22 protein-coding genes and 2 tRNA genes are annotated in these 25,590 nt (G+C 69.0%); 18 read left to right on the forward strand and 6 right to left on the reverse strand.

Annotated elements, in window-relative coordinates:
* The first annotated feature begins 199 nt into the window (after positions 1-199).
* The 9 genes from dnaA (at position 200) to AB0C82_RS22485 (ending at position 12,906) form a co-directional block, all read left to right on the forward strand.
* Positions 200-1,981, forward strand: coding sequence for a chromosomal replication initiator protein DnaA (gene dnaA, locus AB0C82_RS22445; protein WP_362844770.1), 1,782 nt, complete (start codon positions 200-202; stop codon positions 1,979-1,981).
* Between the two features lie 1,018 nt (positions 1,982-2,999).
* Positions 3,000-4,130 (forward strand): DNA polymerase III subunit beta, encoded by a 1,131-nt coding sequence (gene dnaN, locus AB0C82_RS22450; RefSeq protein WP_362844772.1) that lies wholly within the window; start codon positions 3,000-3,002, stop codon positions 4,128-4,130.
* Between the two features lie 131 nt (positions 4,131-4,261).
* Entirely contained in the window at positions 4,262-5,140 is an 879-nt protein-coding gene (gene gnd, locus AB0C82_RS22455; protein ID WP_362844775.1) for a phosphogluconate dehydrogenase (NAD(+)-dependent, decarboxylating), read from the forward strand.
* 46 nt (positions 5,141-5,186) lie between these two features.
* A complete protein-coding gene (gene recF, locus AB0C82_RS22460; RefSeq protein ID WP_362844777.1) occupies positions 5,187-6,317 on the forward strand; it encodes a DNA replication/repair protein RecF in 1,131 nt (376 codons plus the stop codon).
* Positions 6,314-6,937 (forward strand): DciA family protein, encoded by a 624-nt coding sequence (locus tag AB0C82_RS22465; protein ID WP_362844780.1) that lies wholly within the window; start codon positions 6,314-6,316, stop codon positions 6,935-6,937. Before recF ends, AB0C82_RS22465 begins: the two co-directional genes overlap by 4 nt.
* A 403-nt stretch (positions 6,938-7,340) precedes the next feature.
* Positions 7,341-9,410, forward strand: coding sequence for a DNA topoisomerase (ATP-hydrolyzing) subunit B (gyrB, locus tag AB0C82_RS22470; RefSeq protein WP_362844783.1), 2,070 nt, complete (start codon positions 7,341-7,343; stop codon positions 9,408-9,410).
* Positions 9,411-9,456: 46 nt separating this feature from the next.
* The gene (gyrA, locus tag AB0C82_RS22475) at positions 9,457-12,072 is read left to right on the forward strand and encodes a DNA gyrase subunit A (protein WP_362844786.1); all 2,616 of its coding nucleotides are present in this window, start codon (positions 9,457-9,459) and stop codon (positions 12,070-12,072) included.
* Positions 12,073-12,177: 105 nt separating this feature from the next.
* A complete protein-coding gene (locus AB0C82_RS22480; protein ID WP_362844788.1) occupies positions 12,178-12,759 on the forward strand; it encodes a DUF3566 domain-containing protein in 582 nt (193 codons plus the stop codon).
* Positions 12,760-12,829: 70 nt separating this feature from the next.
* Positions 12,830-12,906, forward strand: a tRNA-Ile gene (locus AB0C82_RS22485).
* A 384-nt stretch (positions 12,907-13,290) separates the two neighbouring features.
* Here the strand turns inward: AB0C82_RS22485 and AB0C82_RS22490 are convergent.
* Positions 13,291-13,647 carry a DUF6344 domain-containing protein gene (locus tag AB0C82_RS22490; RefSeq protein ID WP_362844791.1) on the reverse strand — a complete coding sequence of 119 codons (357 nt, stop codon included), beginning with the start codon at positions 13,645-13,647 and terminating at the stop codon, positions 13,291-13,293.
* Between the two features lie 272 nt (positions 13,648-13,919).
* On the opposite strand from AB0C82_RS22490, the gene AB0C82_RS22495 reads away from it, so the two are divergent.
* Positions 13,920-14,054 carry a DLW-39 family protein gene (locus AB0C82_RS22495; protein WP_003958712.1) on the forward strand — a complete coding sequence of 45 codons (135 nt, stop codon included), beginning with the start codon at positions 13,920-13,922 and terminating at the stop codon, positions 14,052-14,054.
* Between the two features lie 646 nt (positions 14,055-14,700).
* Entirely contained in the window at positions 14,701-16,044 is a 1,344-nt protein-coding gene (locus tag AB0C82_RS22500) for a hypothetical protein (RefSeq protein WP_362845190.1), read from the forward strand.
* A gap of 57 nt (positions 16,045-16,101) precedes the next feature.
* On the opposite strand, the gene AB0C82_RS22505 is transcribed toward AB0C82_RS22500, so the two are convergent.
* Both AB0C82_RS22505 and AB0C82_RS22510 read right to left on the reverse strand, forming a co-directional pair.
* A complete protein-coding gene (locus tag AB0C82_RS22505; RefSeq protein ID WP_362844793.1) occupies positions 16,102-17,559 on the reverse strand; it encodes a protein kinase in 1,458 nt (485 codons plus the stop codon).
* A 70-nt stretch (positions 17,560-17,629) separates the two neighbouring features.
* Complete coding sequence (locus AB0C82_RS22510) at positions 17,630-18,178, reverse strand: DNA-binding protein (protein ID WP_362844796.1); 549 nt, start codon at positions 18,176-18,178, stop codon at positions 17,630-17,632.
* A 170-nt stretch (positions 18,179-18,348) separates the two neighbouring features.
* Between AB0C82_RS22510 and AB0C82_RS22515 the strand changes: the two genes are divergently transcribed.
* Positions 18,349-18,421, forward strand: a tRNA-Ala gene (locus AB0C82_RS22515).
* 137 nt (positions 18,422-18,558) lie between these two features.
* On the opposite strand, the gene AB0C82_RS22520 is transcribed toward AB0C82_RS22515, so the two are convergent.
* Positions 18,559-18,780 (reverse strand): hypothetical protein, encoded by a 222-nt coding sequence (locus tag AB0C82_RS22520; RefSeq protein WP_362844799.1) that lies wholly within the window; start codon positions 18,778-18,780, stop codon positions 18,559-18,561.
* A 121-nt stretch (positions 18,781-18,901) separates the two neighbouring features.
* Here AB0C82_RS22520 and AB0C82_RS22525 point away from each other — a divergent pair, with 121 nt between their 5' ends.
* Positions 18,902-20,194: a sensor domain-containing protein gene (locus AB0C82_RS22525; RefSeq protein ID WP_362844802.1), complete on the forward strand. Its 1,293-nt coding sequence runs from the start codon at positions 18,902-18,904 to the stop codon at positions 20,192-20,194.
* Positions 20,167-20,826, forward strand: coding sequence for a response regulator transcription factor (locus AB0C82_RS22530; protein WP_362844805.1), 660 nt, complete (start codon positions 20,167-20,169; stop codon positions 20,824-20,826). Before AB0C82_RS22525 ends, AB0C82_RS22530 begins: the two co-directional genes overlap by 28 nt.
* Positions 20,827-20,917: 91 nt before the next feature.
* Here AB0C82_RS22530 and AB0C82_RS22535 read toward each other — a convergent pair whose 3' ends face one another.
* Entirely contained in the window at positions 20,918-21,631 is a 714-nt protein-coding gene (locus AB0C82_RS22535) for a DUF5324 family protein (protein WP_362844808.1), read from the reverse strand.
* Positions 21,632-21,831: 200 nt separating this feature from the next.
* On the opposite strand from AB0C82_RS22535, the gene AB0C82_RS22540 reads away from it, so the two are divergent.
* Together AB0C82_RS22540 and AB0C82_RS22545 are read left to right on the forward strand one after the other, a co-directional pair.
* Entirely contained in the window at positions 21,832-22,359 is a 528-nt protein-coding gene (locus AB0C82_RS22540; protein ID WP_362844811.1) for a peptidylprolyl isomerase, read from the forward strand.
* 149 nt (positions 22,360-22,508) lie between these two features.
* Positions 22,509-23,402, forward strand: a complete 894-nt coding sequence (locus AB0C82_RS22545; RefSeq protein ID WP_362844813.1) for a rhomboid family intramembrane serine protease — start codon at positions 22,509-22,511, stop codon at positions 23,400-23,402.
* A 282-nt stretch (positions 23,403-23,684) separates the two neighbouring features.
* On the opposite strand, the gene crgA is transcribed toward AB0C82_RS22545, so the two are convergent.
* The gene (crgA, locus tag AB0C82_RS22550; protein ID WP_362844815.1) at positions 23,685-23,939 is read right to left on the reverse strand and encodes a cell division protein CrgA; all 255 of its coding nucleotides are present in this window, start codon (positions 23,937-23,939) and stop codon (positions 23,685-23,687) included.
* Between the two features lie 141 nt (positions 23,940-24,080).
* Between crgA and AB0C82_RS22555 the strand changes: the two genes are divergently transcribed.
* Positions 24,081-24,848, forward strand: coding sequence for a DUF881 domain-containing protein (locus AB0C82_RS22555; RefSeq protein ID WP_362844818.1), 768 nt, complete (start codon positions 24,081-24,083; stop codon positions 24,846-24,848).
* A gap of 20 nt (positions 24,849-24,868) precedes the next feature.
* On the forward strand, positions 24,869-25,579 hold the full coding sequence (locus tag AB0C82_RS22560) for a class E sortase (RefSeq protein ID WP_362844821.1): 711 nt from the start codon (positions 24,869-24,871) through the stop codon (positions 25,577-25,579).
* The last annotated feature ends 11 nt before the right edge of the window (positions 25,580-25,590 follow it).

A 25,590-nucleotide genomic window follows, 5' to 3' on the forward strand; every position in this document is an offset into this window, starting at 1 on the left:
TGCGCCATCCGGTCAAACCGGCCCCGCGCGACCCCCCGCTGTGCACAGCCTGTGGACAACAACTTGAACCGTGCGGGTCGGCCTGACTACCGTGGCTGAACTCCGGTTCTTTTCCTTCCCGACTGCCGGGCCTCACCCGACCCGACCCATCCCGTCCCGAGAACCACACATTCGTGGGACCTGCGAGAGAGCGTGCCCCGTGGCTGACGTACCTGCCGATCTTGCCGCAGTGTGGCCACGCGTGCTGGAGCAACTGCTCGGGGAGGGGCAGCAAGGCATCGAGCCGAAGGACAAGCAGTGGATCGAACGCTGCCAGCCCCTGGCCCTGGTCGCCGACACCGCGCTGCTGGCCGTGCCCAACGAATGGGGCAAGCGCGTCCTGGAGGGCCGGCTCGCGCCGCTCATCAGCGAGACGCTCACCCGTGAGTGCGGCCGCCCGATCCGGATCGCGATCACCGTCGACGACTCGGCGGGCGAACCGCCGTCCCCGCCGGCGCCCCCCATGCACCAGTCGCACCAGGGCCAGCAGTCGCACCGCTACCAGGGTCAGCGCGACGACTCCCAGCACGACGACGGCTACGACAACTACGGTCGCCGTCCCTCGGACGACGACATGCCCACGGCCCGTCCGGCCTACCCGGACTACCAGCAGCAGCGCCCCGAGCCCGGCGCCTGGCCTCGGTCCCAGGAGGACCTCTCCTGGCAGCAGCCACGGCACGGCGGCTACCAGGACCGTGACCCGTACGCGAGCCCGCGCCCCCAGCAGCCGCAGCACGACTACCGCTCCCAGCCGCCGGAGCGCCAGGGCTACGAGCAGCAGCGCCCCGACCGCCACGACATGCAGGACCCGCAGTCCCAGCACCGTCAGAACGGTCCCGGCACAGGACGCGGCGGCGGTCCGGGGACGATGGGCGGGCAGTCGTCGCCCTCGCCCCGCCCCGGCGAGCCGCAGGCCCGGCTGAACCCGAAGTACCTCTTCGACACCTTCGTCATCGGCGCGTCGAACCGGTTCGCTCACGCGGCGGCCGTGGCTGTCGCCGAGGCCCCCGCGAAGGCGTACAACCCCCTGTTCATCTACGGGGAGTCGGGGCTCGGCAAGACCCACCTGCTGCACGCCATCGGGCACTACGCGCGGAGCCTCTATCCGGGTACGCGGGTGCGGTACGTGAGCTCGGAGGAGTTCACCAACGAGTTCATCAACTCGATCCGCGACGGCAAGGGCGACACCTTCCGTAAGCGCTACCGGGATGTGGACATCCTCCTGGTCGACGACATCCAGTTCCTGGCGAGCAAGGAGTCGACGCAGGAGGAGTTCTTCCACACCTTCAACACGCTCCACAACGCGAACAAGCAGATCGTGCTCTCCTCGGACCGGCCGCCCAAGCAGCTGGTGACGCTCGAGGACCGTCTGCGCAACCGTTTCGAGTGGGGTCTGACCACCGATGTGCAGCCGCCCGAACTGGAGACGCGCATCGCGATCCTCCGCAAGAAGGCGGTCCAGGAGCAGCTCAACGCCCCGCCCGAGGTGCTGGAGTTCATCGCTTCCCGCATCTCGCGGAACATCCGGGAGCTGGAGGGCGCCCTGATCCGGGTGACCGCCTTCGCCAGCCTCAACCGGCAGCCGGTCGACCTGGGCCTGACCGAGGGCGTACTGAAGGATCTGATCCCGGGTGGCGAGGACTCGGCACCCGAGATCACCGCGCCGGCCATCATGGCCGCGACCGCCGACTACTTCGGTCTGACGGTCGAGGACCTCTGCGGATCGTCGCGCAGCCGCGTGCTGGTGACGGCACGGCAGATCGCCATGTATCTGTGCCGTGAGCTGACGGACCTGTCCCTGCCGAAGATCGGTGCCCAGTTCGGCGGCCGTGACCACACGACGGTCATGCATGCCGACCGGAAGATCCGTGCGCTGATGGCGGAGCGGCGCTCCATCTACAACCAGGTCACCGAGCTCACCAACCGCATCAAGAACAGCTGACGGTCCGAGGTCCGGGGATTCGTCCCCGGTACGACGAAGGGCGCTCAGGGAGGACCGTGACCGGTCTCCCGGGGCGCCCTTCGTCGTACCCGAAGAGACCTGAGGAAGCCGCGGAGAGGCACGAGGAAGGTCCGGAGAGGGCTGTGGAAGGTCCGGAGATGCTTCCTTGGCGCTTCCGGGGCCGCCCTGACCCCCTCGCGGACCCCTCGTAAACCTGTCGCGGGCAGCGACCGTCCGCTACTCGGCGTCGCCGCTGTTCGAATAGGAGCCTGTGGAAGGCACTTCTCCACAGATCTGCGGGGAATCCGCCGTCCACAGCCTGGGGACTACAAAGTTGTCCATAATGCGTCCACAGGCCTGACAATCGATACCCCATCAGGCCAGGTCAGGTGGCTGGGGATTTGTGGTCAACGATGATCCACAGCCTGTGGACAACTTTCCCGTCCACAGGGGGCCGTTCGGGTTGTCCACTGTCGGCCCACAGGCTGGATGATGTTGTCCCCAGCTTCTCCACACCCCTGTCCACTGTTCGGCAACGCAACACCCGCTCTCACCGCTCGGAGTGAAAGGCGTCACACCAAGGGGGTCGGTTGGGCTGTGGGGAACCGGGGTAAAGCTGGGGACAGCCCTGGGGAGAAGTGACCTACTCCTGTGCACCGGGTGTGCAGAACTTTCGCGTGTCCACAGAAGCGCTTGGTTGTCCACCGGTGCCGCCCACAGGGTCGGTGGACAAAAAACCGGTGCTGACCTGCGAAAACGACGTTATCCACGGTTTCCACAGGCCCTACTACTACTGCCACACATAGTTAGCCAGGAATCCGCTTCGAAGTGGGGCCTGTGCACAACTTCGGCCGGACCGCTCCGGACCGCTTCTCGCGACTTGACCCCGAGCAGCAACGAGTGTCGGTGCCGTACGTCAGACTGGACCCCGGCGTCCTCCCCTGCCCCACGGCAGGAAGACCCCGACCAGACGACGAAGGCCAGCAGGGCGAGCGAGCAACAGCAGGAGGCGGTTCCGGTGAAGATCCGGGTGGAGCGCGACGTACTCGCGGAGGCGGTGGCCTGGGTGGCCCGGAGCCTCCCGGCCCGTCCGCCGGCCCCCGTTCTCGCGGGCCTTCTTCTGAAGGCCGAGGACGGAGCCCTCAGCTTCTCGAGCTTCGACTACGAGGTCTCGGCACGGGTCTCGGTGGACGCGGAGGTCGACGAGGACGGCACGGTGCTCGTCTCCGGCCGGCTGCTCGCCGACATCTGCCGCGCCCTTCCCAACAGGCCGGTCGAGATTTCCACAGACGGTGTACGGGCGACCGTGGTCTGCGGTTCCTCGCGATTCACACTCCACACCCTCCCTGTGGAGGAGTACCCGGCACTGCCGGAGATGCCCACGGCGACCGGCACCGTTCCCGGTGAGGTCTTCGCTTCCGCCGCCGCCCAGGTGGCCATCGCCGCGGGCCGTGACGACACGCTGCCCGTGCTCACCGGCGTGCGGATCGAGATCGAGGGCGACACCGTCACCCTCGCCTCCACCGACCGCTACCGCTTCGCGGTCCGCGAGTTCCTGTGGAAGCCGGAGAACCCGGACGCCTCGGCGGTGGCCCTCGTGCCCGCCAAGACGCTCCTGGACACCGCCAAGGCGCTGACCAGCGGTGACACGGTCACGCTCGCGCTGTCCGGTTCCGGCGCCGGTGAAGGCCTGATCGGATTCGAGGGCGCGGGCCGGCGTACGACCACGCGGCTGCTCGAAGGCGACCTGCCGAAGTACCGGACGCTGTTCCCCACCGAGTTCAACTCGGTCGCGGTCATCGAGACCGCCCCCTTCGTCGAGGCCGTCAAGCGTGTGGCTCTCGTCGCCGAGCGGAACACCCCGGTGCGGCTCAGCTTCGAGCAGGGCGTGCTGATCCTGGAAGCGGGTTCCAGCGACGACGCACAGGCTGTGGAGCGCGTCGACGCCGTGCTCGACGGTGACGACATCTCGATCGCCTTCAACCCGACGTTCCTGCTGGACGGACTCAGCGCGATCGACTCCCCGGTCGCCCAGCTCTCCTTCACGACGTCCACCAAGCCCGCCCTGCTGAGCGGCCGTCCGGCGCTCGACGCGGAGGCGAACGACGCGTACAAGTACCTGATCATGCCGGTCCGCCTCTCAGGCTGATCCGGCGATCGGACCTGTCACGGCAGCACCCGGCGGGCTCGCTCAGCGCTGAGCAGGCCCGCCGCGCTGTCCCCGGCCGGGCGTAGGCTCGGCCTTGGGTACGAATCGGCACAACGCTTAAGGAATCTCTGATGGAGCTCGGTCTCGTCGGCCTCGGCAAGATGGGCGGCAACATGCGCGAGCGCATCCGCCGCGCAGGCCACACCGTCATCGGTTACGACCGCAACCCGGATGTCTCCGACGTCCAGAGCCTCGAAGAGCTCGTCGGCAAGCTCAAGGGCCCCCGGGTCGTCTGGGTGATGGTCCCGGCGGGTGCCGCGACCCAGTCCACCGTCGACGAGCTTGCGGCCCTGCTGTCGCCCGGCGACATCGTGGTCGACGGCGGGAACTCCCGCTGGACGGACGACGAGAAGCACGCGGTCGAGCTGGGCATCAAGGGCATCGGCTTCGTCGACTGCGGAGTCTCCGGCGGCGTCTGGGGCCTGGAGAACGGCTACGCGCTGATGTACGGCGGAGACGCCGAGAACGTCGCGAAGGTCCAGCCGATCTTCGACGCACTCAAGCCCGAGGGTGACTTCGGCTCCGTGCACGCCGGCAAGGTCGGCGCCGGCCACTTCGCGAAGATGGTCCACAACGGCATCGAGTACGCCATGATGCAGGCCTACGCCGAGGGCTGGGAGCTCCTGGAGAAGGTCGACTCCGTCACCGACGTGCGCGAGGTCTTCCGCTCCTGGCAGGAGGGCACGGTCATCCGTTCCTGGCTGCTCGACCTGGCGGTCAACGCGCTGGACGACGACGAGCACCTCGACAAGCTGCGCGGGTTCGCCGCCGACTCCGGTGAGGGCCGCTGGACGGTGGAGGCCGCCATCGACAACGCGGTGCCGCTGCCCGCGATCACCGCGTCGCTCTTCGCGCGGTTCGCCTCGCGGCAGGACGACTCCCCGCAGATGAAGATGATCGCCGCGCTGCGCAACCAGTTCGGCGGCCACGCGGTCGAGAACAAGAAGTAGATCGAGCAGTACCAGCACGGAGCAGGAAATCGGGAGGTCGGCGCACATGCACGTCACGCATCTCTCGCTGGCCGACTTCCGCTCGTACGCCCGGGTCGAGGTTCCTCTCGACCCGGGCGTCACCGCGTTCGTGGGCGCCAACGGCCAGGGCAAGACCAATCTCGTCGAGGCCATCGGCTACCTCTCGACCCTTGGCAGTCATCGGGTCTCCTCCGACGCGCCGCTGGTGCGGATGGGGGCCGAGCGGGCTGTCATCCGGGCCGCCGTCACCCAGGGCGAGCGCTCGCAGCTGATCGAGCTCGAACTCAATCCGGGGCGGGCGAACCGCGCCAGGATCAACAGGTCGTCGCAGGTCAGGCCCCGTGACGTCCTGGGCATCGTACGGACGGTGCTGTTCGCTCCCGAGGATCTCGCCCTGGTGAAGGGCGATCCCGGCGAGCGCCGCCGCTTCCTCGACGAACTGGTGACGGCTCGTTCGCCGCGGATGGCCGGGGTCCGCTCCGACTACGAGCGGGTCCTGAAGCAGCGCAACACCCTGCTGAAGTCCGCGGCGATGGCGCGCAGGCACGGCGGCCGTTCGATGGACCTGTCGACGCTGGACGTCTGGGACCAGCATCTGGGCCGGGTGGGTGCAGAGCTGCTTGCGCAGCGGCTGGATCTGATCGCGACGCTGGAGCCCCTCGCGGACAAGGCGTACGGCGACGTCGCCCCCGGTGGCGGCCCCGTGACCCTGGAGTACCGGAGCTCGATCGGTGCGGACGTGGAGCCCGCGCGGACCCGTGAGGAGCTGTACGAGCAGGTGATCGCCGCGCTCGCGGAGGTCCGTAAGCAGGAGATCGAGCGGGGAGTGACGCTGGTGGGTCCGCACCGCGACGATCTGCTGCTCGGGCTGCGCGGGATGCCGGCGAAGGGCTACGCGAGCCATGGCGAGTCCTGGTCGTACGCGCTGGCGCTGCGCCTCGCCTCGTACGAGCTGCTGCGCTCGGAGGGCAACGAGCCGGTGCTGATCCTGGACGACGTGTTCGCGGAGCTGGACGCGCGGCGGCGTGAGCGGCTGGCGGAGCTGGTGGCTCACGGCGAGCAGGTGCTGGTGACGGCAGCCGTGGACGACGACGTTCCCGGCGTGCTCGCGGGTACGCGGTACGGGGTGTCCGCGGGCGGTGTGGAGCGGGTATGAGCAGTCGTGGAAAGAGGTCGGGGGCCTCGGGTTCCCCCGTCACGGGTGGTTCCGAGCCCTCGCTGGATTCCGTGGGTGATCCGGATGTACGGGAACGGGTGGCGAAGCAGCCGGAGGTCTCCGGCGTCGACCTGGCGCGGGTGGCCCTTCGGGCGGCGAAGGAGCAGGCACGTGCGCGTGGCGCTGCGGCGCAGCAGAAGAAGCAGGCCAGGCGGGGTGGCGGTCTGCGTTCGGGGGCGCGGTCCGACGGTCGTGATCCGCTGGCGCTGGGTTCGGCGATCAACCGGCTGATCACCGAACGCGGGTGGGAGACGCCCGCCGCGGTGGGCGGCGTGATGGGGCGGTGGCCGCAGATCGTCGGCGACGATCTGGCCAATCACTGTGTTCCGCTGCGTTACGACGAGGCGCCGGCCGAGCGCGTGCTGACCGTGCAGTGCGATTCGACGGCGTGGGCGACGCAGCTGCGGCTGCTGGCGCCGCAGCTGGTGGCACGGCTGAACGCCGACCTCGGGCACGGCACGGTGCGAGTGATCAAGGTCCTGGGGCCGGCCGGCCCGCAGCGTCGTTTCGGTCCACTGCGTGCGCCGGGAAGCAAGGGTCCCGGGGACACGTACGGCTGAGCTGGGCTTTTCCCGTTCCGCAGCGAGAGTGCCCCGGCCTGTGCCGGGGCTTTTCGCTGTGCGGTTCCCACGCCGGTCGTCCGGTCCGGGCTCTGCCCGCTGCTCCCGAGTTGTGGCGTTATGCACAGGTTGGCGGCCGACTGTGGAAACGCGGCGTCCCTCACCGTAGCGAGAGGTTGACAGGCCGAAGCGCTCAATGCCCGTGTGAGCCTCCTCGGCCCCCTTCCCGAATATGGGGAGTCGGTGGGCTCTGGTTCAGGGCGGCACATGCGGACTCAGGTACCGGCAAACCCCCATTCGTGTCGGCGCTACCGGTAGACTGGTGAGTAATCCCGTCCCTGTGCGGGATTCGTCGATACAAGCCGAACGACGCAGCCGCTCCCGCCTGTCCGGAGAACGGCCTGTGCTGTGCCAGAAAGGGCGCTTCGTGGCCGATTCCGGCAACCCCAACCAGAACAACCCGTCCACAACCGGTGAGAACGGCGAGATCACGTCCTCGTACGACGCCAGTGCGATCACGGTGCTCGAGGGCCTGGACGCGGTCCGCAAGCGCCCTGGCATGTACATCGGTTCCACCGGTGAGCGCGGTCTCCACCACCTCGTTCAAGAGGTCGTCGACAACTCCGTCGACGAGGCGATGGCCGGGCACGCGGACACCATCGACGTCACGATCCTCGCCGACGGCGGGGTGCGCGTCATCGACAACGGCCGTGGCATCCCGGTCGGCATCGTGCCGTCCGAGGGCAAGCCGGCCGTCGAGGTCGTCCTCACCGTGCTGCACGCGGGCGGAAAGTTCGGAGGCGGCGGCTACGCGGTCTCCGGCGGTCTGCACGGCGTCGGTGTCTCCGTGGTCAACGCCCTCTCCACGCGGGTGGCCGTGGAGGTCAAGACGGACGGCTACCGCTGGACCCAGGACTACAAGCTCGGCGTCCCGACCGCCCCGCTGGCGCGTCACGAGGCCACCGACGAGACCGGTACGAGCGTCACCTTCTGGGCCGACGGGGACGTCTTCGAGACCACCGTCTACTCCTTCGAGACCCTCTCGCGCCGCTTCCAGGAGATGGCGTTCCTGAACAAGGGCCTCACGCTCAAGCTCACGGACGAGCGTGAGTCGGCGAAGGCGACCGTGGGCGCGGACAGCGCCGAGGTGGTCGACGTTCCCGAGGAGGAGCCGACCCGGACGGTCACGTACCACTACGAGGACGGCATCGTCGACTTCGTGAAGTACCTGAACTCCCGCAAGGGCGACGTCATTCACCAGTCGGTGATCGACATCGAGGCCGAGGACAAGGAGCGACTCCTCTCGGCCGAGATCGCGATGCAGTGGAACACGCAGTACACGGAGGGGGTCTACTCCTTCGCGAACGCGATCCACACGCACGAGGGCGGTACGCACGAGGAGGGCTTCCGTGCGGCGCTGACCTCCCTGGTCAACCGGTACGCGCGCGACAAGAAGCTGCTGCGCGAGAAGGACGACAACCTCACCGGCGAGGACGTCCGCGAGGGCCTGACGGCGATCATCTCGGTGAAGCTCGGCGAGCCGCAGTTCGAGGGCCAGACGAAGACCAAGCTGGGCAACACGGAGGCCAAGACCTTCGTGCAGAAGGTCGTCCACGAGCAGCTGACGGACTGGTTCGACCGGAACCCCAACGAGGCCGCGGACATCATCCGCAAGGGCATCGCCGCGTCGACCGCCCGTGTGGCGGCCCGCAAGGCCCGTGACCTCACCCGCCGCAAGGGGCTCCTGGAGAGCGCCTCGCTGCCGGGCAAGCTCAGCGACTGCCAGTCCAACGACCCGACGAAGTGCGAGATCTTCATCGTCGAGGGTGACTCCGCCGGTGGTTCGGCGAAGTCCGGCCGTAACCCGATGTACCAGGCCATCCTGCCGATCCGCGGCAAGATCCTGAACGTCGAGAAGGCGCGGATCGACAAGATCCTGCAGAACACCGAGGTCCAGGCACTCATCTCGGCCTTCGGCACCGGGGTCCACGAGGACTTCGACATCGAGAAGCTGCGCTATCACAAGATCATCCTGATGGCGGACGCCGACGTCGACGGACAGCACATCAACACCCTGCTGCTGACGTTCCTGTTCCGCTTCATGCGGCCGCTGGTCGAGGCCGGCCACGTGTACCTCTCCCGCCCGCCGCTCTACAAGATCAAGTGGGGCCGGGACGACTTCGAGTACGCGTACTCGGACCGTGAGCGCGACGCCCTGGTCGAGCTCGGCAAGCAGAACGGCAAGCGGACCCGCGAGGACTCGATCCAGCGCTTCAAGGGTCTCGGCGAGATGAACGCCGAGGAGCTGCGCATCACCACGATGGACCAGGACCACCGGGTCCTCGGCCAGGTCACCCTGGACGACGCGGCGCAGGCCGACGACCTGTTCTCGGTGCTGATGGGCGAGGACGTCGAGGCGCGGCGCTCGTTCATCCAGCGCAACGCCAAGGACGTCCGCTTCCTCGACATCTGAGTCGGCCGTACAAGCAAGCCGCAGTGCGAAAGGACTTTGACCAGCAATGGCCGACGAGAACACCCCTGTGATGCCCGAAGAGGAGCCCGCTGTCCCGGGCGTCGGTATGCGTGTCGAGCCCGTCGGGCTCGAGACCGAGATGCAGCGCTCCTACCTCGACTACGCGATGTCCGTCATCGTGTCGCGTGCCCTGCCGGACGTGCGGGACGGTCTGAAGCCCGTCCACCGCCGCGTGCTGTACGCGATGTACGACGGTGGCTACCGGCCCGAGAAGGGCTTCTACAAGTGCGCCCGCGTCGTCGGTGACGTCATGGGTACGTACCACCCGCACGGCGACTCCTCGATCTATGACGCGCTCGTGCGACTGGCGCAGCACTGGTCGATGCGTATGCCGCTCGTGGACTCCAACGGCAACTTCGGTTCCCCGGGCAACGACCCGGCCGCGGCGATGCGGTACACCGAGTGCAAGATGATGCCGCTGTCCATGGAGATGGTCCGGGACATCGACGAGGAGACCGTCGATTTCAAGGACAACTACGACGGCCGCAACCAGGAGCCGGTCGTCCTGCCGGCCCGGTTCCCGAACCTGCTGATCAACGGCTCGGCGGGCATCGCGGTGGGTATGGCCACCAACATCCCGCCGCACAACCTCCGCGAGGTCGCCGCGGGCGCGCAGTGGTACCTGGAGCACCCGGAGGCCTCGCACGAGGAGCTGCTGGACGCGCTGCTCGAGCGGATCAAGGGCCCCGACTTCCCGACGGGCGCGCTCGTCGTCGGCCGCAAGGGCATCGAGGACGCGTACCGCACCGGTCGCGGCTCCATCACGATGCGCGCGGTCGTCGCGGTCGAGGAGATCCAGGGCCGCCAGTGCCTGGTCGTCACGGAGCTTCCGTACCAGACCAACCCGGACAACCTCGCGCAGAAGATCGCCGACCTGGTGAAGGACGGCAAGGTCGGCGGCATCGCCGACGTCCGCGACGAGACGTCCTCGCGCACCGGTCAGCGTCTGGTCGTCGTGCTCAAGCGCGACGCGGTCGCCAAGGTCGTACTGAACAACCTGTACAAGCACACCGACCTGCAGACGAACTTCGGCGCGAACATGCTGGCGCTCGTCGACGGCGTGCCGCGCACCCTGTCGATCGACGCGTTCATCCGGCACTGGGTGACGCACCAGATCGAGGTCATCGTCCGGCGGACGAAGTTCCGCCTGCGCAAGGCCGAGGAGCGGGCGCACATCCTGCGCGGTCTGCTCAAGGCGCTGGACGCGATCGACGAGGTCATCGCACTCATCCGGCGCAGCAACACGGTGGAGATCGCGCGCGAGGGCCTGATGGGCCTCCTGGAGATCGACGAGATCCAGGCGAACGCGATCCTGGAGATGCAGCTGCGCCGGCTGGCCGCGCTGGAGCACCAGAAGATCACCGCCGAGCACGACGAGCTCCAGGCGAAGATCAACGAGTACAACGCGATCCTGGCGTCGCCCGAGCGGCAGCGGCAGATCGTCAGCGAGGAGCTGGCGGCGATCGTCGAGAAGTTCGGCGACGACCGGCGTTCCAAGCTGGTGCCCTTCGACGGTGACATGTCCATCGAGGACCTGATCGCCGAGGAGGACATCGTCGTCACGATCTCCCGCGGCGGCTACGTGAAGCGCACGAAGACCGACGACTACCGCTCGCAGAAGCGCGGCGGCAAGGGCGTGCGCGGTACGAAGCTGAAGGAAGACGACATCGTCGACCACTTCTTCGTGTCGACGACGCACCACTGGCTGCTGTTCTTCACGAACAAGGGCCGCGTCTACCGGGCGAAGGCGTACGAGCTTCCGGACGCCGGCCGGGACGCGCGTGGTCAGCACGTCGCCAACCTGCTGGCCTTCCAGCCGGACGAGCAGATCGCCGAGATCCTGGCGATCCGCGACTACGACGCTGCGCCGTACCTGATCCTGGCGACGAAGGGCGGTCTCGTGAAGAAGACCGCGCTCAAGGACTACGACTCGCCCCGTTCCGGCGGTGTCATCGCGATCAACCTCCGGGAGACCGAGGACGGCAGCGACGACGAGCTGATCGGCGCGGAGCTGGTCTCGGCCGAGGACGACCTGCTGCTCATCAGCAGGAAGGCCCAGTCGATCAGGTTCACCGCGACGGACGACGCGCTGCGCCCGATGGGCCGTGCCACCTCGGGCGTCAAGGGCATGAGTTTCCGCGAAGGAGACGAACTGCTCTCGATGAATGTTGTCCGGCCGGGTACGTTCGTGTTCACTGCCACCGACGGCGGGTACGCGAAGCGGACCCCCGTCGACGAGTACCGCGTTCAGGGTCGGGGCGGCCTGGGTATCAAGGCCGCCAAGATCGTGGAGGACAGGGGCTTGCTCGTCGGTGCGCTGGTGGTGGAGGAGACGGACGAGATCCTCGCCATCACGCTCGGCGGCGGTGTGATTCGCACGCGAGTCAATGAAGTCAGGGAGACGGGCCGTGACACCATGGGCGTCCAACTGATCAATCTGGGCAAGCGCGACGCCGTCGTCGGCATCGCGCGCAACGCCGAGGCCGGTCGTGAGGCTGAAGAGGTCGATGGGACCGTTGATGCCGAAGGCGAGACGGTCGAGGCTCAGGCCGAGAGCGTGGTCGAGGGCACTGCCGAGGGCACGGAGCCTTCGGCCGGGTAGCACGAGGAGTAGAGCGTGAGTGGAGCCACGGGCGCCGGTTCGGCCGCTTCCGGAGATGGAGCGAACGGTGCCCGTGGCCCTGCCACGGACTCCCAAGGGGGCACTGTGACAGACACACGGGGGCCGCAGCCCCAGTACGAGGGTTACGCGACCGGGCCGTTGCCCGGTGAGCGTGAGCCCTCACAGGGACAGGCGGGGCCCTACCACCCGCCGCAGGCGTACGCGGCGCCTGCGGGCGGCACACAGGGCGGGGGCGGCACCATGGGTGGTGCTCAGGCCACGCGTCGTCCCAGGACGGGCGCACGGACCACTCCGCGTACGCGCAAGGCCCGTCTGCGGGTGGCCAAGGCCGATCCGTGGTCGGTGATGAAGGTCAGCTTCCTGCTCTCCATCGCGCTGGGCATCTGCACGGTGGTCGCGGCCGCGGTCCTGTGGATGGTGATGGACGCCATGGGCGTCTTCTCCACCGTGGGCGGCACGATCAGCGAGGCCACCGGTTCGAACGAGAGCAACGGCTTCGATCTGCAGTCGTTCCTGTCGCTGCCGCGGGTCCTGGTCTTCACCTCGGTCATCGCGGTGATCGACGTGGTGCTGGCCACCGCGCTGGCGACGCTGGGCTCCTTCATCTACAACTTGTCGGCCGGCTTCGTGGGCGGAGTCGAGCTCACTCTGGCCGAGGACGAGTAGCGCGCCAGGTATCGATTTTGGGACTGGCCCCGACGTGCGCTAATCTTCAGAAGTCAGCGCACAGCGCGGCGGGGCTATAGCTCAGTTGGTTAGAGCGCATCCCTGATAAGGATGAGGCCACAGGTTCAAATCCTGTTAGCCCCACCAGTACGTCGAAGGCCCCCAACCACTCGTGGTTGGGGGCCTTTCACGTACTCGCGGCGGGCCTGAGGCGGCTCCCTGAGTCTCTGAGTGTTCTTGGGCCCTGGGTCTCTTCGTCTCTTCGTCTCTTCGGCTGTTCGGCTCTTCGGTGTTCAGGGCCCGTGGTGGGCGACGGGGCCGTGCGGTCTGCGGGCCGCGGTCGCTGCCGTGGATGCGGAGCGGGTCGCGGGCCACGCGACGAGGGCTTCCGGCGTGGGCTCAGGGGTGCGGTCCCGGCCGTGCGGGCGCGCGGAAAAGGCCCCTGTCCGGTGTGAACCGGACCTGGGGCCCTGGGTGTCGGTCGTGGGCGCCGTGCGGCGCCCCACAGCGCTCCTGGCGTGCTCGGTGCGCTCAGGGCGGGAGGAGTGAGGAGTCGCCCCCCGGTGCGCCGTGGGTGGTGCGGGCGCCGTCCGTGGTGAGTGTGGCGTCCGTGGTGTCGTCCGACAGGTGCCGGGTGGCGGGAGAGGAGCCGTGGGCCTCGGCACGGATGCGCTGCTTCATCGTGGGTGGCAGCGCCCTGTCACGCGGAAGGGTCCATCGGACCGCAGGGGCTGTCGGAGTTGCCGCGGTGGCACCCGTGTGCTCCTGGGTCGTGACCGTCGGCTCCGCGGCCGTGGCGTTGCTCGTGGTGAGACCCAGCGTCGCGAGGATCGCGAAGAAGGCGGTGATGAAGGCGGTCCAGATGCTCTTGATCCTGAAGGTGCTCATGGCCCCTCGCTTTCAGGTGGTGCGGTTCGCTTACCTTCCCGATGATGTGGATTCGGGCCGCGATTTCGGCGACCGACGCCCCGTGCGCGCAGTTCTTCGGATGAACACCACTCGTATGGTGCAACCGGTCCGAAAAATGACGGTTTGGATGGTCGGGCGAGGTGGGCGACTGGGCCGCAGTTGCGTTCCGGGCAGGTCACCGATCGGTATCGGCCGGTGTGTATAGTCGAGCGGCAGAAGTCCCTTACGCCAAGGAAAGACGAGGTCGCGCGGTGAAGAAGCTTCTCCTGGTCGCACTGGCTGCCATCGGCGGGCTCCTCGTGTACCGCCAGATCCAGGCGGATCGCGCCGAGCAGGATCTGTGGACGGAGGCGACCGACTCCGTGCCCGCAGGTTCGGGTGTGTGAGACGGAACAGTCCGTTGCGAGCCCCGGTCGCTGAGCGGCCGGGGCTTCGTGCTGCCCGGGGCGTTCTTCCGCCGTTGCGGGAACGTGACAGTGGCACCCTTGAGTTCACCTGTGCAAATCGATAGCTTGCGAGAGCAAATCAACTGCGGTATCGGCCTCGGGGGCACGGGTGGCGGCATGTAGGCGCCGGACGGCAGGGGCGGCCCGGGAGCGGCTGGGGTGCGTCGCGCGGGCGGGCAACTGGCTTCACTGCGACGCGTCTGATGCCGCCGCACCGGCCGGGCGGCTCCAGCGGGCGGCGCAACTCTCCGCGGCCGGTTACCGGTTGAAGGGCGAGCGGGTCGCGGTTGGCGCCGAGGATCCGCGGATCGGTTTCGTGCTGGGGGTGGCGGTGCTCGGGGGCGAACTGGCCGGCCCGCAGCACGACGCGCCTGTCCTGGCGGGGAAGAACGGCGGCGGCCAGGACGAGGACGCGAACGAACAGGGCAATTCAACTGCGGCCGGAGACAGCGGCGGTACGGGCGGGGCAGGATGGACCGGCATCGCGACCGCTGCCGGAGCGGGCGCCGTGGTGGCTGTGATCGCTGGGGCTCGTGTACGTACGCGGCCGGCGCGGGGCGGCCACGCAGACGACGAGGGGAAGCGCGTGAAGAGGCAGCGCAACAGGGGCCGGGTGACGCTCGCGTCCGTCGCGGCGATGTGCGCGGTGGCGGCGCTGCCGGGTCAGGCACACGCGGCCGACGGTCCGGCTCCGTACGCCTTCGATCCCGGGGCGAAGACGGTACGGGGCGCGGAGACGAATGCCGAGGCGTCGGAGCTGACGGCCGGTTCGGTCTACCGGAGCGGGATCAAGCCGGGTCAGAAGCTCTACTACCGGCTGAACCTCGACGACGCGGCCAGCGCATACGTCTCCGCCGTCGTGGTGCCCAAGTCGGCCGGGAAGGTCGCCTACGGGGACGGCATCACCATCAGCATCCGGGACGTCGACGACACGCAGTGCAGCTCGGAGGACGCGATCTTCGGCTCGGGGGAGTTCGCCCGCCCGATCGCCGCCTACGCGCACCGGATCGTCGAGAAGGGCAACAGCACCTGCCGGGAAGGCGGGGAGTACAACGTCCTGATCGAGCGGAAGAGCAACGCGCCGTCCTCACCCGCCGAGTGGGACCTGGAACTGCGGTACGCGTCGGAACCGGCGGCGAAGGGCGCGGACGCACAGGCGACCGAGGCGCCGGAGAACTGGTCGTCGGCCTCGCCCACTCCTCCCTCGGGCAAGAAGAAGCGGGCCGGCGGGAGCAGCGTCTATGAGGCCACCGGTCTGGAGACCGGTGAGTGGCAGGACTCCATCGCCCCCGGTCAGACCCGTTTCTACCGGGTGCCGGTGGACTGGGGACAGCAGATCTTCGCGAGCGCGGCGCTCAGCAACAACAGCAGGTCGACCGAGTACGTGGGGAACGCGCTCGCGCTGTCGCTGGAGAACCCGGCCCAGGGCCACGTCGAGGACGAGACGCTCTCCTACTCGGGAGAGCCCGCCTCCGTCGCCCTGGAACCGCTGCCTCCGGTGGACTACAGGAACCGCTTCGACTCGGCGTCCGACGTCAGCGCCATGCGCTTCGCCGGCTGGTACTACCTGTCGGTGACGCTGAGCCCGAAGGTCGCGCAGTTCTACGGCGACGGGGCGATTCCGCTGCGGCTGAAGATCAGTGTCCGCAATGAGGCGCAGGAATCGCCGTACGCGGGCGCGGCCGGCATCTTCGGCGTCAGCGACGAGGACAAGGACATGGCGAGGAGCGGGCAGAGCGCCCCGCAGGCGGCTCGGAGCGACACGATGAAGGTGGTGGCCGCGGCCGGGATCGGCACGGGCAGCGTGCTGGTGCTCGGGCTGGGTGCGTGGACGCTCCTCGCCAGGCGTCGCACCGTTCCCGCCGCTGTTCCGCAAGGCGCGGGCGCGCAGCAGCAGTCGCCCTACGGAGGTCCGCCGCAGGCCTGGTAGGCGGAGGGGGCCCGCGGCCGGCCGCAGGACCGTGACCGGCCGCTGCTGAGCTGTGGATCAGCTCTGGGTCAGCGCCCAGATGCCCACGGCGAAACAGATCAGAGCGACGAACAGGACAGGGATCGCCACCTTCGGGGGCGGTCCCTGTCGCGTCGGGCGGGCCGCTGCGCTCCGGTGCGGGGTGACGGGGGCGGTCGGTGGAACCGGGGCGCCGGGATGGGGAACCTGCGGGTGCTGGGCGGTGTAAGCACGAGTAGGAGACGGATCGTGCCGCACCGCGCTCGTGGGGGCCTGGGCGAGATCCGGCGCGGGGAAGGGGGAGCCCGGATGTGGCTGCTGGGGGTGCGTGGCGGCCGGCTGGGCCGCGTGGGGCGGAGTCGCGGCCTGCTGGGGAGGCGGCGCCAGGTGGAAGCTGCCCGTCTCCGACATGGAGGCGGGTACGGGCGCCGGATCCCCGGTCGGCTGCGTACCGGAGGCCGGGGAGTACGGCTGGGGGTACGGCTGCGGGGTGTAGGGCTGCTGGCCGGAGTGCTGGGGGGCCTGTGTGTCCTGCTGAGGGCTCTGGGCCGGGTGTTGCTGAGCTCCGGTCTGGAGAGGCATCTGCCCGGGCGTCTGCGCAGGCGTCCGGCCGCCGGTGTCGGGGCCCGCGGGGCCGAATCCGGCGGGGAGGGGCCCGATCTGGTCGAAGACCTCGACCGGCTCCTCGCCCTCCGCCTGTTCGGGCAGCATCTCGACGGCCGCGGTGAGCGCCTTGCGCGCGCCCGTGGCCGTCCGGAAGCGTGCCTGCGGATCGGGTTGCAGCAAACCGGCAAGGACCTGCCACAGAGGCTCGGGGATCCCCTGCGGGGCGCTGGGTGTTCCGTACGAGGCGAAGTGCTCTACGAGGGCCTGGGAGTCGGGCTTCTTGCCCTGGAGCAGATAGAGCGCGACGAGACCGACCGCGAACAGGTCGGCGGGGAAGTCGGGCTCGGCGCCCATCATTTGCTCGGGTGCGAAGTAACCGGGAGTGCCCACCACGTAGTTGGTCTCGGTGAGGCGGGGCTCGCCCTTGCGCATCGAGATGCCGAAGTCGGAGAGCCGCAGGTGCGGCCTGCCGGTTCCGGTGGCCTCCATGAGGATGTTGGCGGGTTTGATGTCGCGGTGCACGACGCCTTCCGCATGCACCGTCGACAGCCCGGAGAGCAGCTGATCGAGGAGCGTGCAGACGAAGCGCGGGGGCAGCGGACCGTAGTCGCCTATGACATGGGCCAGCGAGCCGCCGCTGACGAGGTCCATGGTGAACAGGACCTTGTCGTCGTCGGCGGCCCAGCTCGCGGGTGCCAGCACGTGCGGGTGCTCGATCCGCAGTGCCTGCTCGCGTACGAAGCGCAGCAGCGTATGGGCGTCGCTCTGCTGAAGGACCTTTGCCGCCACATAGCGCCGGCGGCGGTGGTCCCAGGCACGCCAGACGGCACCGACCCCACCGCGTCCGATCGGATCGATCAGCTCGTACCGACCAGCGAAGACCTCACCCATTGCGCCGCGTCCGTTCCCAGTCTGTTTCGGCTCGTGCCCGGTAGCGGGAGTTGCCTCCCGGCGTCAGTGCTTAGCTCTGGTGTCCTTCGTAGTGCGCGACTGCGTCGGCGGTGCGCCCGGCGCCGTACACCTTGAGGAACTCTGCCAGTTCGGGATGTGTGGGGGCGAGGGAATCCGCCGCGTCGATGATGTCGCCCGCCGCGGCGACCGACCGCAGAAGGGACTGGATCTCGCGTACGACGCGCCTGACGGTGGGCGCCCCGCCCGTTGACGAGGTCTGGCCGGTGGACGTCAGGACGGAGCCGCCCTGGGACTTCTTGATCTCTTCCATACGGTCGGTCGCCTCTCCCGCGCTGACACTGCCGTCCGCCACCTGACTGGCCAGTTCCTGCAGGGCCTGGACCCGCTGCACGACCGCGGGGTTGCCGATCTTGGCGCGCTGGCCGCTCATCAGCTGGGAAAGCATGGGAGCCGACAGCCCGAGCACCGCGGCGAGCCTGGCCTGGTTCAGGCCGAGATCATCGATCAGCCGACGGAAGAGCGCCCCCAGCGGCTCCCCGTACCAACTGCGCTGAAGCTCTCTGGCTCTCGCCGTCGCCTCTTGCTGCGCTGCGTCCATTGCGTCTCCCCTTCGCTGCGGCTTCGCTGCTGCGAACCTCGTCGTGCATCTTACGGAGAGGGCTTGCCGACCGGGAGTCCCAATCCTTTTGCAGGATTGAGGGGGTCACCCGGTACTCTTGTCTGCGACGGTCGCCGCGACACGGACGTGTTCGGTGCTGTCCCCTTTTCGGGGCCTTAGCTCAGTTGGTAGAGCGCTGCCTTTGCAAGGCAGATGTCAGGAGTTCGAATCTCCTAGGCTCCACGTGAAGAAGCCCCTCTGACCTGCGGAAACGCTGGGCAGGGGGGCTTTTCTCGTATGCAACGGCTCGCGTCCGAGCTGGTGATGTCCCAGTCCGGACTCGTCCGGCTGCGGCTGCTCGGCGTCGGAGAGAAGGGACGTCACGTTCGCGAGCGCCGGCCCTTCCACAGGCCGAGCGTCGAGAACAGCCGTTTCCCGGCCTCGGCGGACCGCCGCTCCTCCAGCGCCCGCCTGCCCTGCCGTTCGAGCCGGCCGAACTCCTTGACGCCGATGTGCGCGCCCCCGGCGACGAGTTGGTGGCCGGGCTGCGCCGACCGGCGTCGGAATTCGGCCTTCCGCAGGGCGGCGGCCAGCGTTGGCAAGAGCCCGCAGACGGCTGCCCGTCACCACCGCGAGGGCGGGCCGGGGGGTAGGGCCTGCCCTACCTCAGGTCTCCGTCCTGGCTGATGGTCCCGTCATGGAGCCCCCTTCTACGGTGACTCCATGAACTCTCGGAATGTGTGGGAGGCCCTTCCCCGGCCGGGCTTCCTGCTCTCGTCCTGGCCCTGGCGGTCGCTCGCGTACCTGCTGACCGGCGTCGTGGCCGGAGCGTTCGCCCTGCTGGCGATCGTGCTGTTCGCCGTGACCGGCGGCGCGCTCGCCGTCGTGCTGGTGGGTCTGCCGCTGCTCGCCCTGACCGCGCTCTCCGGGATCCCGGTGGCGGCCGTGGAGCGCCGCAGGCTGCGCCTCGTCGACAGGGACCCGGCCTTCGACCTGCACCGGACACCGGCCGAGCGGGGCCTGAAGAGCTGGATGACGGCCCGCTTCCGGGAACAGCTGACCTGGCACGAACTCGGCTACGCGCTGCTGTTCGCCGTCGTCCTGTGGCCGATCGACGCCCTCGTGGTCGTGGCCGGCCTCCTGCTCCCGCTGTCGGTGGTCGCCACCCCGCTGATCATGGCCACCGTCGGGGACGGTCTGGAGGCCAAGGTGCTGAAGCAGTGGACGGTCACCAGCTGGCCCGAGGCCTTCGGCGCCGCGCTGATCGGCGTGGTGATGCTCGCACTCAGCTGCTACGCCGTCGGCGTGGTGGCGGGAGCACGGGCGGAGCTGGTGCGGCTCGTGATCGCACCGAGAACGGACGTGGTGGGCGACCGGGTCACCGAACTCGTCCGCTCCCGGGTCCGCCTGGTGGACGCCTTCGAGGCGGAGCGCCGCCGTATCGAGCGGGATCTCCACGACGGGGCGCAGCAGCGGATCGTCGCGCTGACCATGACACTCGGCCTGGCCAGGCTGGACGCGCCGCCCGGGCCGCTGGCCGACCAGCTCGCCAAGGCACACGAGCAGGCCGGCAAGGCGCTGGTCGAGCTGCGCGAGCTCATCCACGGCATCCATCCGAAGGTCCTCGCGGACTACGGCCTGGAGGCGGCCGTCGCCGATGCGGCCGACCGATCGGCGGTGCCCGTGGAGGTGGGCCTCGAACTGTCCGGGCGGCTGCCCGAACCGGTCGAGGCCGCCGCGTACTTCGTGGTGTGCGAGGCGCTGGCCAACGTCGCCAGACACAGTGGCGCGCAGCGCGCCGAGGTGACCGGCGGGCACAGCGGGGGACGCCTCTTCCTGGAGATCCGCGACGACGGCCGGGGCGGCGCGCGTACGGACGGAGGGGGCACCGGACTCACGGGACTCGCGGACCGGGTGTCCGTCCTGGATGGCAGACTTTCGCTGTCCAGTCCGCCTGGCGGTCCGACCCTGTTGCGTGTGGAGATTCCTTGCGTGTGGACCGATCGCTCCGGGTAGTGCTGGCCGAGGACAGCGTGCTGCTGAGGGAGGGGCTCATCGGCCTCCTCACCCGCTGCGGTCATGAGGTGGTCGCGGCCGTCGGCGACGCGGACGCGCTGCTGACCGCTGTGGCGGAGCACAGGCCCGACATCGTCGTCACGGATGTACGGATGCCGCCCGGCTTCCAGGACGAGGGTCTGGACGCCGCGGTGAGGCTCCGCACCGGGCAGCCCTCGCTGCCGGTGCTCGTCCTCAGCCAGTACGTGCAGCGCGCCTACGCCTCGGACCTGCTCGACTCGGGCGACGGCACGGGCGTCGGCTACCTGCTCAAGGACCGGGTCGGGCAGATCGAGGAGTTCATCGACGCCCTGTGCGAGGTCGCGGACGGCGGAACCGTCGTCGACCCCGAGGTGGTCCGGCAGTTGCTGCGCCGCCGCCGCGATCCGCTGGAGCGGCTCACGGCGAGGGAGCGCGAGGTGCTGGCCCTGGTCGCCGAGGGCCGGTCGAACGGCGCCATCGCCCGTGAACTGGTGGTGTCCGAGGCGGCCGTCGGCAAGCACATCGGCAACATCCTCAGCAAGCTGGACCTTCCCCCGGCCGGCGAGACGCACCGCAGGGTGCTCGCGGTCCTCGCCTTCCTCCGCGCCTGAGTTCCTGCCGGGGCATGAGGGCTCTGACGTGCCGATGCCCCCGGCCACGCGTCCACGCATGGCCAGGGGCATCCGGCGTCGTACCGGTCAGTCAGGGGCGGTCGTCGCGGTCGGTGCCGTCCAGGCCGTTCGCCTCGGCGTCGGACTGCTTGGGGCCGGCGTCCGGTTCGAACACCGTTCCGCTGCCGTCGACCGAGGTCAGCGGTGCGCGGTCGTCCACCTCCGTGGGGGCGGGCGGTTCGACGAGCCAGTCCGGATTGGCCTGCTTGTCCCACCACCTCCAGGCGGCGTAGGCGCCACCGGTCACGAGGCCCAGCACGGCGAGGTTCCTGGCCAGCCGCCCGGCCTTGGCCCGCCGTCGGTGCTTCCTGACCAGCCGCTGGATTTCCTTGGCCGTCACCTGGCCGCGCAACGCCGCCACGGCGGCCGCACTGCGCGCCACGGCCTCCTCGGCCACCGGCTGGGCCAGGGACACCGCGTGTTCCACGCGCGGGACGGTGTAGTCGGCGGCGCTCCGGGCGGCGCCTCGGGTGCGGGCCGCGGCGCGCTGTGCCGCCAGGTCCACCTTGGGCGGCACGTGCGTACGTGCCTGTTCGATGTGTGGTGCGAGGTGTGCCACGTACTGGACACGTGCCTGGTGGGCCGCCTTGGACATCTTGGGCGCGATGAGCACACGTGCCTCGTGTGCGTAGTGCGCTGCCTGTTCCTTGGCCGTGTCGGCATAGGGCGCCACCACTTCCGCGGCGTGCTGCGCGCTCTCCTTTGCCGAGTCGGTTGCGGCGCGCACGCTGTCGATGCGGGTCACGGGATCCTCCTCCTTGGTGGCGGGTAGTACTCCGCCTGTCCACCCATTTCGAAATCATGCCCGTCCGAGCCTCGCGAGGCATGGCGGGCAGGGCATCCGGGTCACGCGTCTCCTCCGTGCGGGCCACGCGGACGGATCTCGCGAGAGGCCCTCCGTGCGAGGATCGGCGGACGTCAGTGAGCACTTACGGAAGGCAGACTGTGGCCGAGCAGCTTTACGCCACCCTGAAGACCAGCCAAGGCGACATCGAGATCCGGCTCCTGCCGAACCACGCGCCCAAAACGGTCAGGAACTTCGTCGAGCTCGCCACGGGCGGGCGTGAGTGGACCCACCCGGCGACCGGGCAGAAGTCCACGGACAGGCTGTACGACGGGACCGTCTTCCACCGGGTCATCAGCGGCTTCATGATTCAGGGCGGCGACCCGCTGGGCAACGGAACGGGCGGCCCGGGGTACGAGTTCGCTGACGAGTTCCACCCGGATCTCAGCTTCAACAAGCCCTATCTGCTGGCCATGGCCAACGCGGGCCCGGGCACCAACGGCTCGCAGTTCTTCCTGACCGTGTCGCCGACCGCGTGGCTGACGCGGAAGCACACCATCTTCGGCGAGGTCGCCGACGACGCCGGCAGGAAGGTCGTGGACGCCATCGCGGCGGTGCCGACCAACCCGCGTACCAATCGCCCGGTCCAGGACGTGGTGATCGAGTCCGTCGTCGTCGAGACCCGCTGAGTCCGGCCGGCGCTGCCCGGCCGCTCACCGGTCCCGGTCCCATGGGGAACCAACCGCCCTGCTCGTCCGTACTGTTACATAGCGGACGAGCAGGGCGTCGGTGTGTCCGGCGCAGCAGGGACGCAGGACCGACCGAGGGCGAGGACCCGATGGAGCAGCAGCCGCCAGCAGGCCAGGACCCGTCCCCGGTCCCCGGCAGCCCGCCCACCTGCTACCGCCACCCGGACCGGAAGACCGGCATCCGCTGCACCCGCTGCGAACGGCCGATCTGCCCCGAGTGCATGGTCGACGCGTCCGTGGGCTTCCAGTGTCCCGACTGCGTCCGTGAGGGCTCGGGCACCGGGCACCACCCCGGCGCCAACCGGCCCCGCACGGTGGCGGGCGGCACGGTGGCCGCGGACCCCCGGCTGGTCACCAAGATCCTGCTCGGCATCAATGCCGCGGTCTTCATCGCTGTGCTGGCCGCCGGTGACCGGCTGCTCGACGAGTTGCTGCTGTTCGGCCGTGCGTACTCCTCCGACGGGCTGGAGGGAGTCGCCGAGGGGCAGTGGTACCGGCTTGTGACCTCGACGTTCCTGCACCAGGAGGTGTGGCACATCGCGTTCAACATGCTGGGGCTGTGGTGGCTCGGCGGGCCGTTGGAAGCCGCTCTCGGCCGGGCCCGCTATCTCGCGCTCTACCTGCTGTCGGGGCTGGCGGGCAGCGCCCTCACCTATCTGATCGCCGCGCCCCAGCAGGGCTCGCTCGGCGCCTCGGGTTCGATCTTCGGCCTGCTGGGGGCCACGGCCGTACTGATGCGCCGGATGAACTACGACATGCGGCCGGTCATCGCGCTCCTCGCGCTGAACCTGCTCTTCACCTTCACCTGGGGCGGTATCGCCTGGGAGGCCCATGTCGGTGGTCTGGTCGCGGGCGTCGCGATCGCGATCGCGATGGTGCACGCCCCGCGCGAGCGCCGGAACCTGGTGCAGTACGGGACCTGTGCGCTGGTCCTCGTCGCCGTGATCGGCATCGTCCTCGCCCGGACAGCAGCGCTCAGCTGAGCGCGGGCTGAGCAGTTCTGACCCTTCGGGCTCGGAGTTGTCCACAGAGCGTGCCGAATCTTGTGCATGGCGTGTGGAACAGGTGTGCCCCTTGTCACTGACCTGGGTTTTTCCAGTCAGGACAAGGGGCGAACCCGCCCTGGACGAGGGAGGGTGCAGTCACACCGGCGTCAACTTCGGCGCAGGTTATCCACAGATCGTCTGACCTTTTCCCCCACCTGTGGATAACTCTGTGGGTAACTCAGGGCAGGGCTTGTGGAAGCGGGGCTGATCGGGGTGGGGCTACTTCCACTGCGTGGAGACGCCGAAGCCGCCGGCGATGAAGCCGAAGCCGACGACGATGTTCCAGTTGCCCAGCGCCTTGATGGGCAGATCGCCCTCGGTCACGTAGAAGACGACGATCCAGGCCAGACCGATCAGGAACAGCGCCAGCATCACCGGCGCCACCCAACTGCGGTTGGTCAGCTTTATGTTCGTGGCCGTCTTCGCCGGCGGGGGCGTGAAATCGGCCTTCTTGCGGATCCGTGACTTCGGCACGAGGAACTCTCCTGTCGATGCGCTGCGTGACCGCGCAGAGAACTGTGGCTGACGCCGGGGCTGAGCACGAGGGGGAATGAAGCCGCCCCCGGGCGTCCGTTAGCGTAGTGCTTCCGTGGCGCCTAAGGAGATAAGGGTACGTTGAGCAATTCTGCCGACCTTCCCGAAGGCCCGGTCCGGCACGCCTCCCGATGGCCGGTCCGGGGGCTCACCGCTGCCGTTTTCGCCCTGGCCGGACTGATCTTCGTCACCAGTGCCAACACGGCCAAGGGCACCGACATCCGTACCGACTCCTCCCTGCTGAAGCTCTCCGACCTCATCCACCAGCGCAGCCAGAACAACGCCGAGCTGAACGAGTCGGCCGCCGCTCTCCGCGAGGACATCGACACCCTGGCCCAGCGCGACGACGGCAGCACCAAGGCCGAGGACGCCAAGCTCAAGGCGCTGGAGAAGGCCGCGGGCACCACGAAGATCACCGGGGAAGCGGTCGGTGTCACGCTCGACGACGCTCCGCCCGACGCCACGGCCAACCCCGGATACCCCGAGCCGCAACCCAATGACCTGGTCATTCACCAGCAGGACCTCCAGGCCGTCGTCAACGCGCTCTGGCAGGGCGGGGCCCGCGGCATCCAGGTCATGGACCAGCGGCTGATCTCCACGAGTGCCGTCCGCTGCGTGGGCAACACCCTGATCCTCCAGGGCCGGGTCTACTCACCGCCGTACAAGGTCACCGCCGTGGGCGACGCGGACGAGCTCAAGCAGGCGCTCAACGACTCCACGGCGATCCAGAACTACCAGCTGTACGTGAAGGCCTACGGACTCGGCTGGAAAGTCGACGAGGACGACCGGGTGACTCTCCCCGGCTACTCCGGCACAGTGGATCTCCACTACGCGAAGCCTGTGGAGTAGTCCCCCGGGGAGGCCGGTCGGTGTCGGTGCGACTGATCGTCAGAAGTCTCAGCGAGCTGTGCATCACCGTAGGCGCCCTGATCATCCTCTTCGTCCTCTATGTCTTGTTCTGGACGGGCGTGAAGGCGGCCGGAGCCACCGAGGGCGAGATCGACACGCTCCGGAACCGGTGGGCGCAGGGCGAGGTCTCCGTGCCGGCGCCAGGACCCGGACCGGAAGCCTCACCGGCCCCGGACCTCGTGCCCACGGCTCCCGACTACCGCGACGGCAAGCCCTTCGCGATGATGTACATCCCCCGCCTCGGCAGGAGCTGGGAGTGGCCCGTCCTGGAGAACACCGAGGTCAAAACCCTGCAGAAGGGGCTCGGCCACTACGCCGGGACCGCGCGGCTCGGGGCGACGGGCAACTTCGCGGTGGCCGGCCACCGGCGGACGTACGGGGACCCGTTCAAGGACTTCCCGCGGCTGCGGGAAGGGGACGCGGTCGTCCTGACGGACGGGACGACCTGGTTCACGTACCGCATCGCCGGGAAGCCCTACCGGACCGTGCCGGGAGACACTGCGGTGATCGACCCCGTTCCCCGCAGGTCCGGATTCGACGGCCCCGGCCGCTACCTCACGCTGACCACCTGTGAGCCGGAATGGGGGAGCAGTCACCGGCTGATCGCCTGGGCCCATCTGGATGCCACGCAGCCCGTGACCGACGGCAGACCGGCGGCTTTCCACAGCTGACCCACTCCGGA

The sequence above is a fragment of the Streptomyces sp. NPDC048560 genome, assembly GCF_040650955.1.
In the GTDB taxonomy this organism is placed as follows: domain Bacteria; phylum Actinomycetota; class Actinomycetes; order Streptomycetales; family Streptomycetaceae; genus Streptomyces.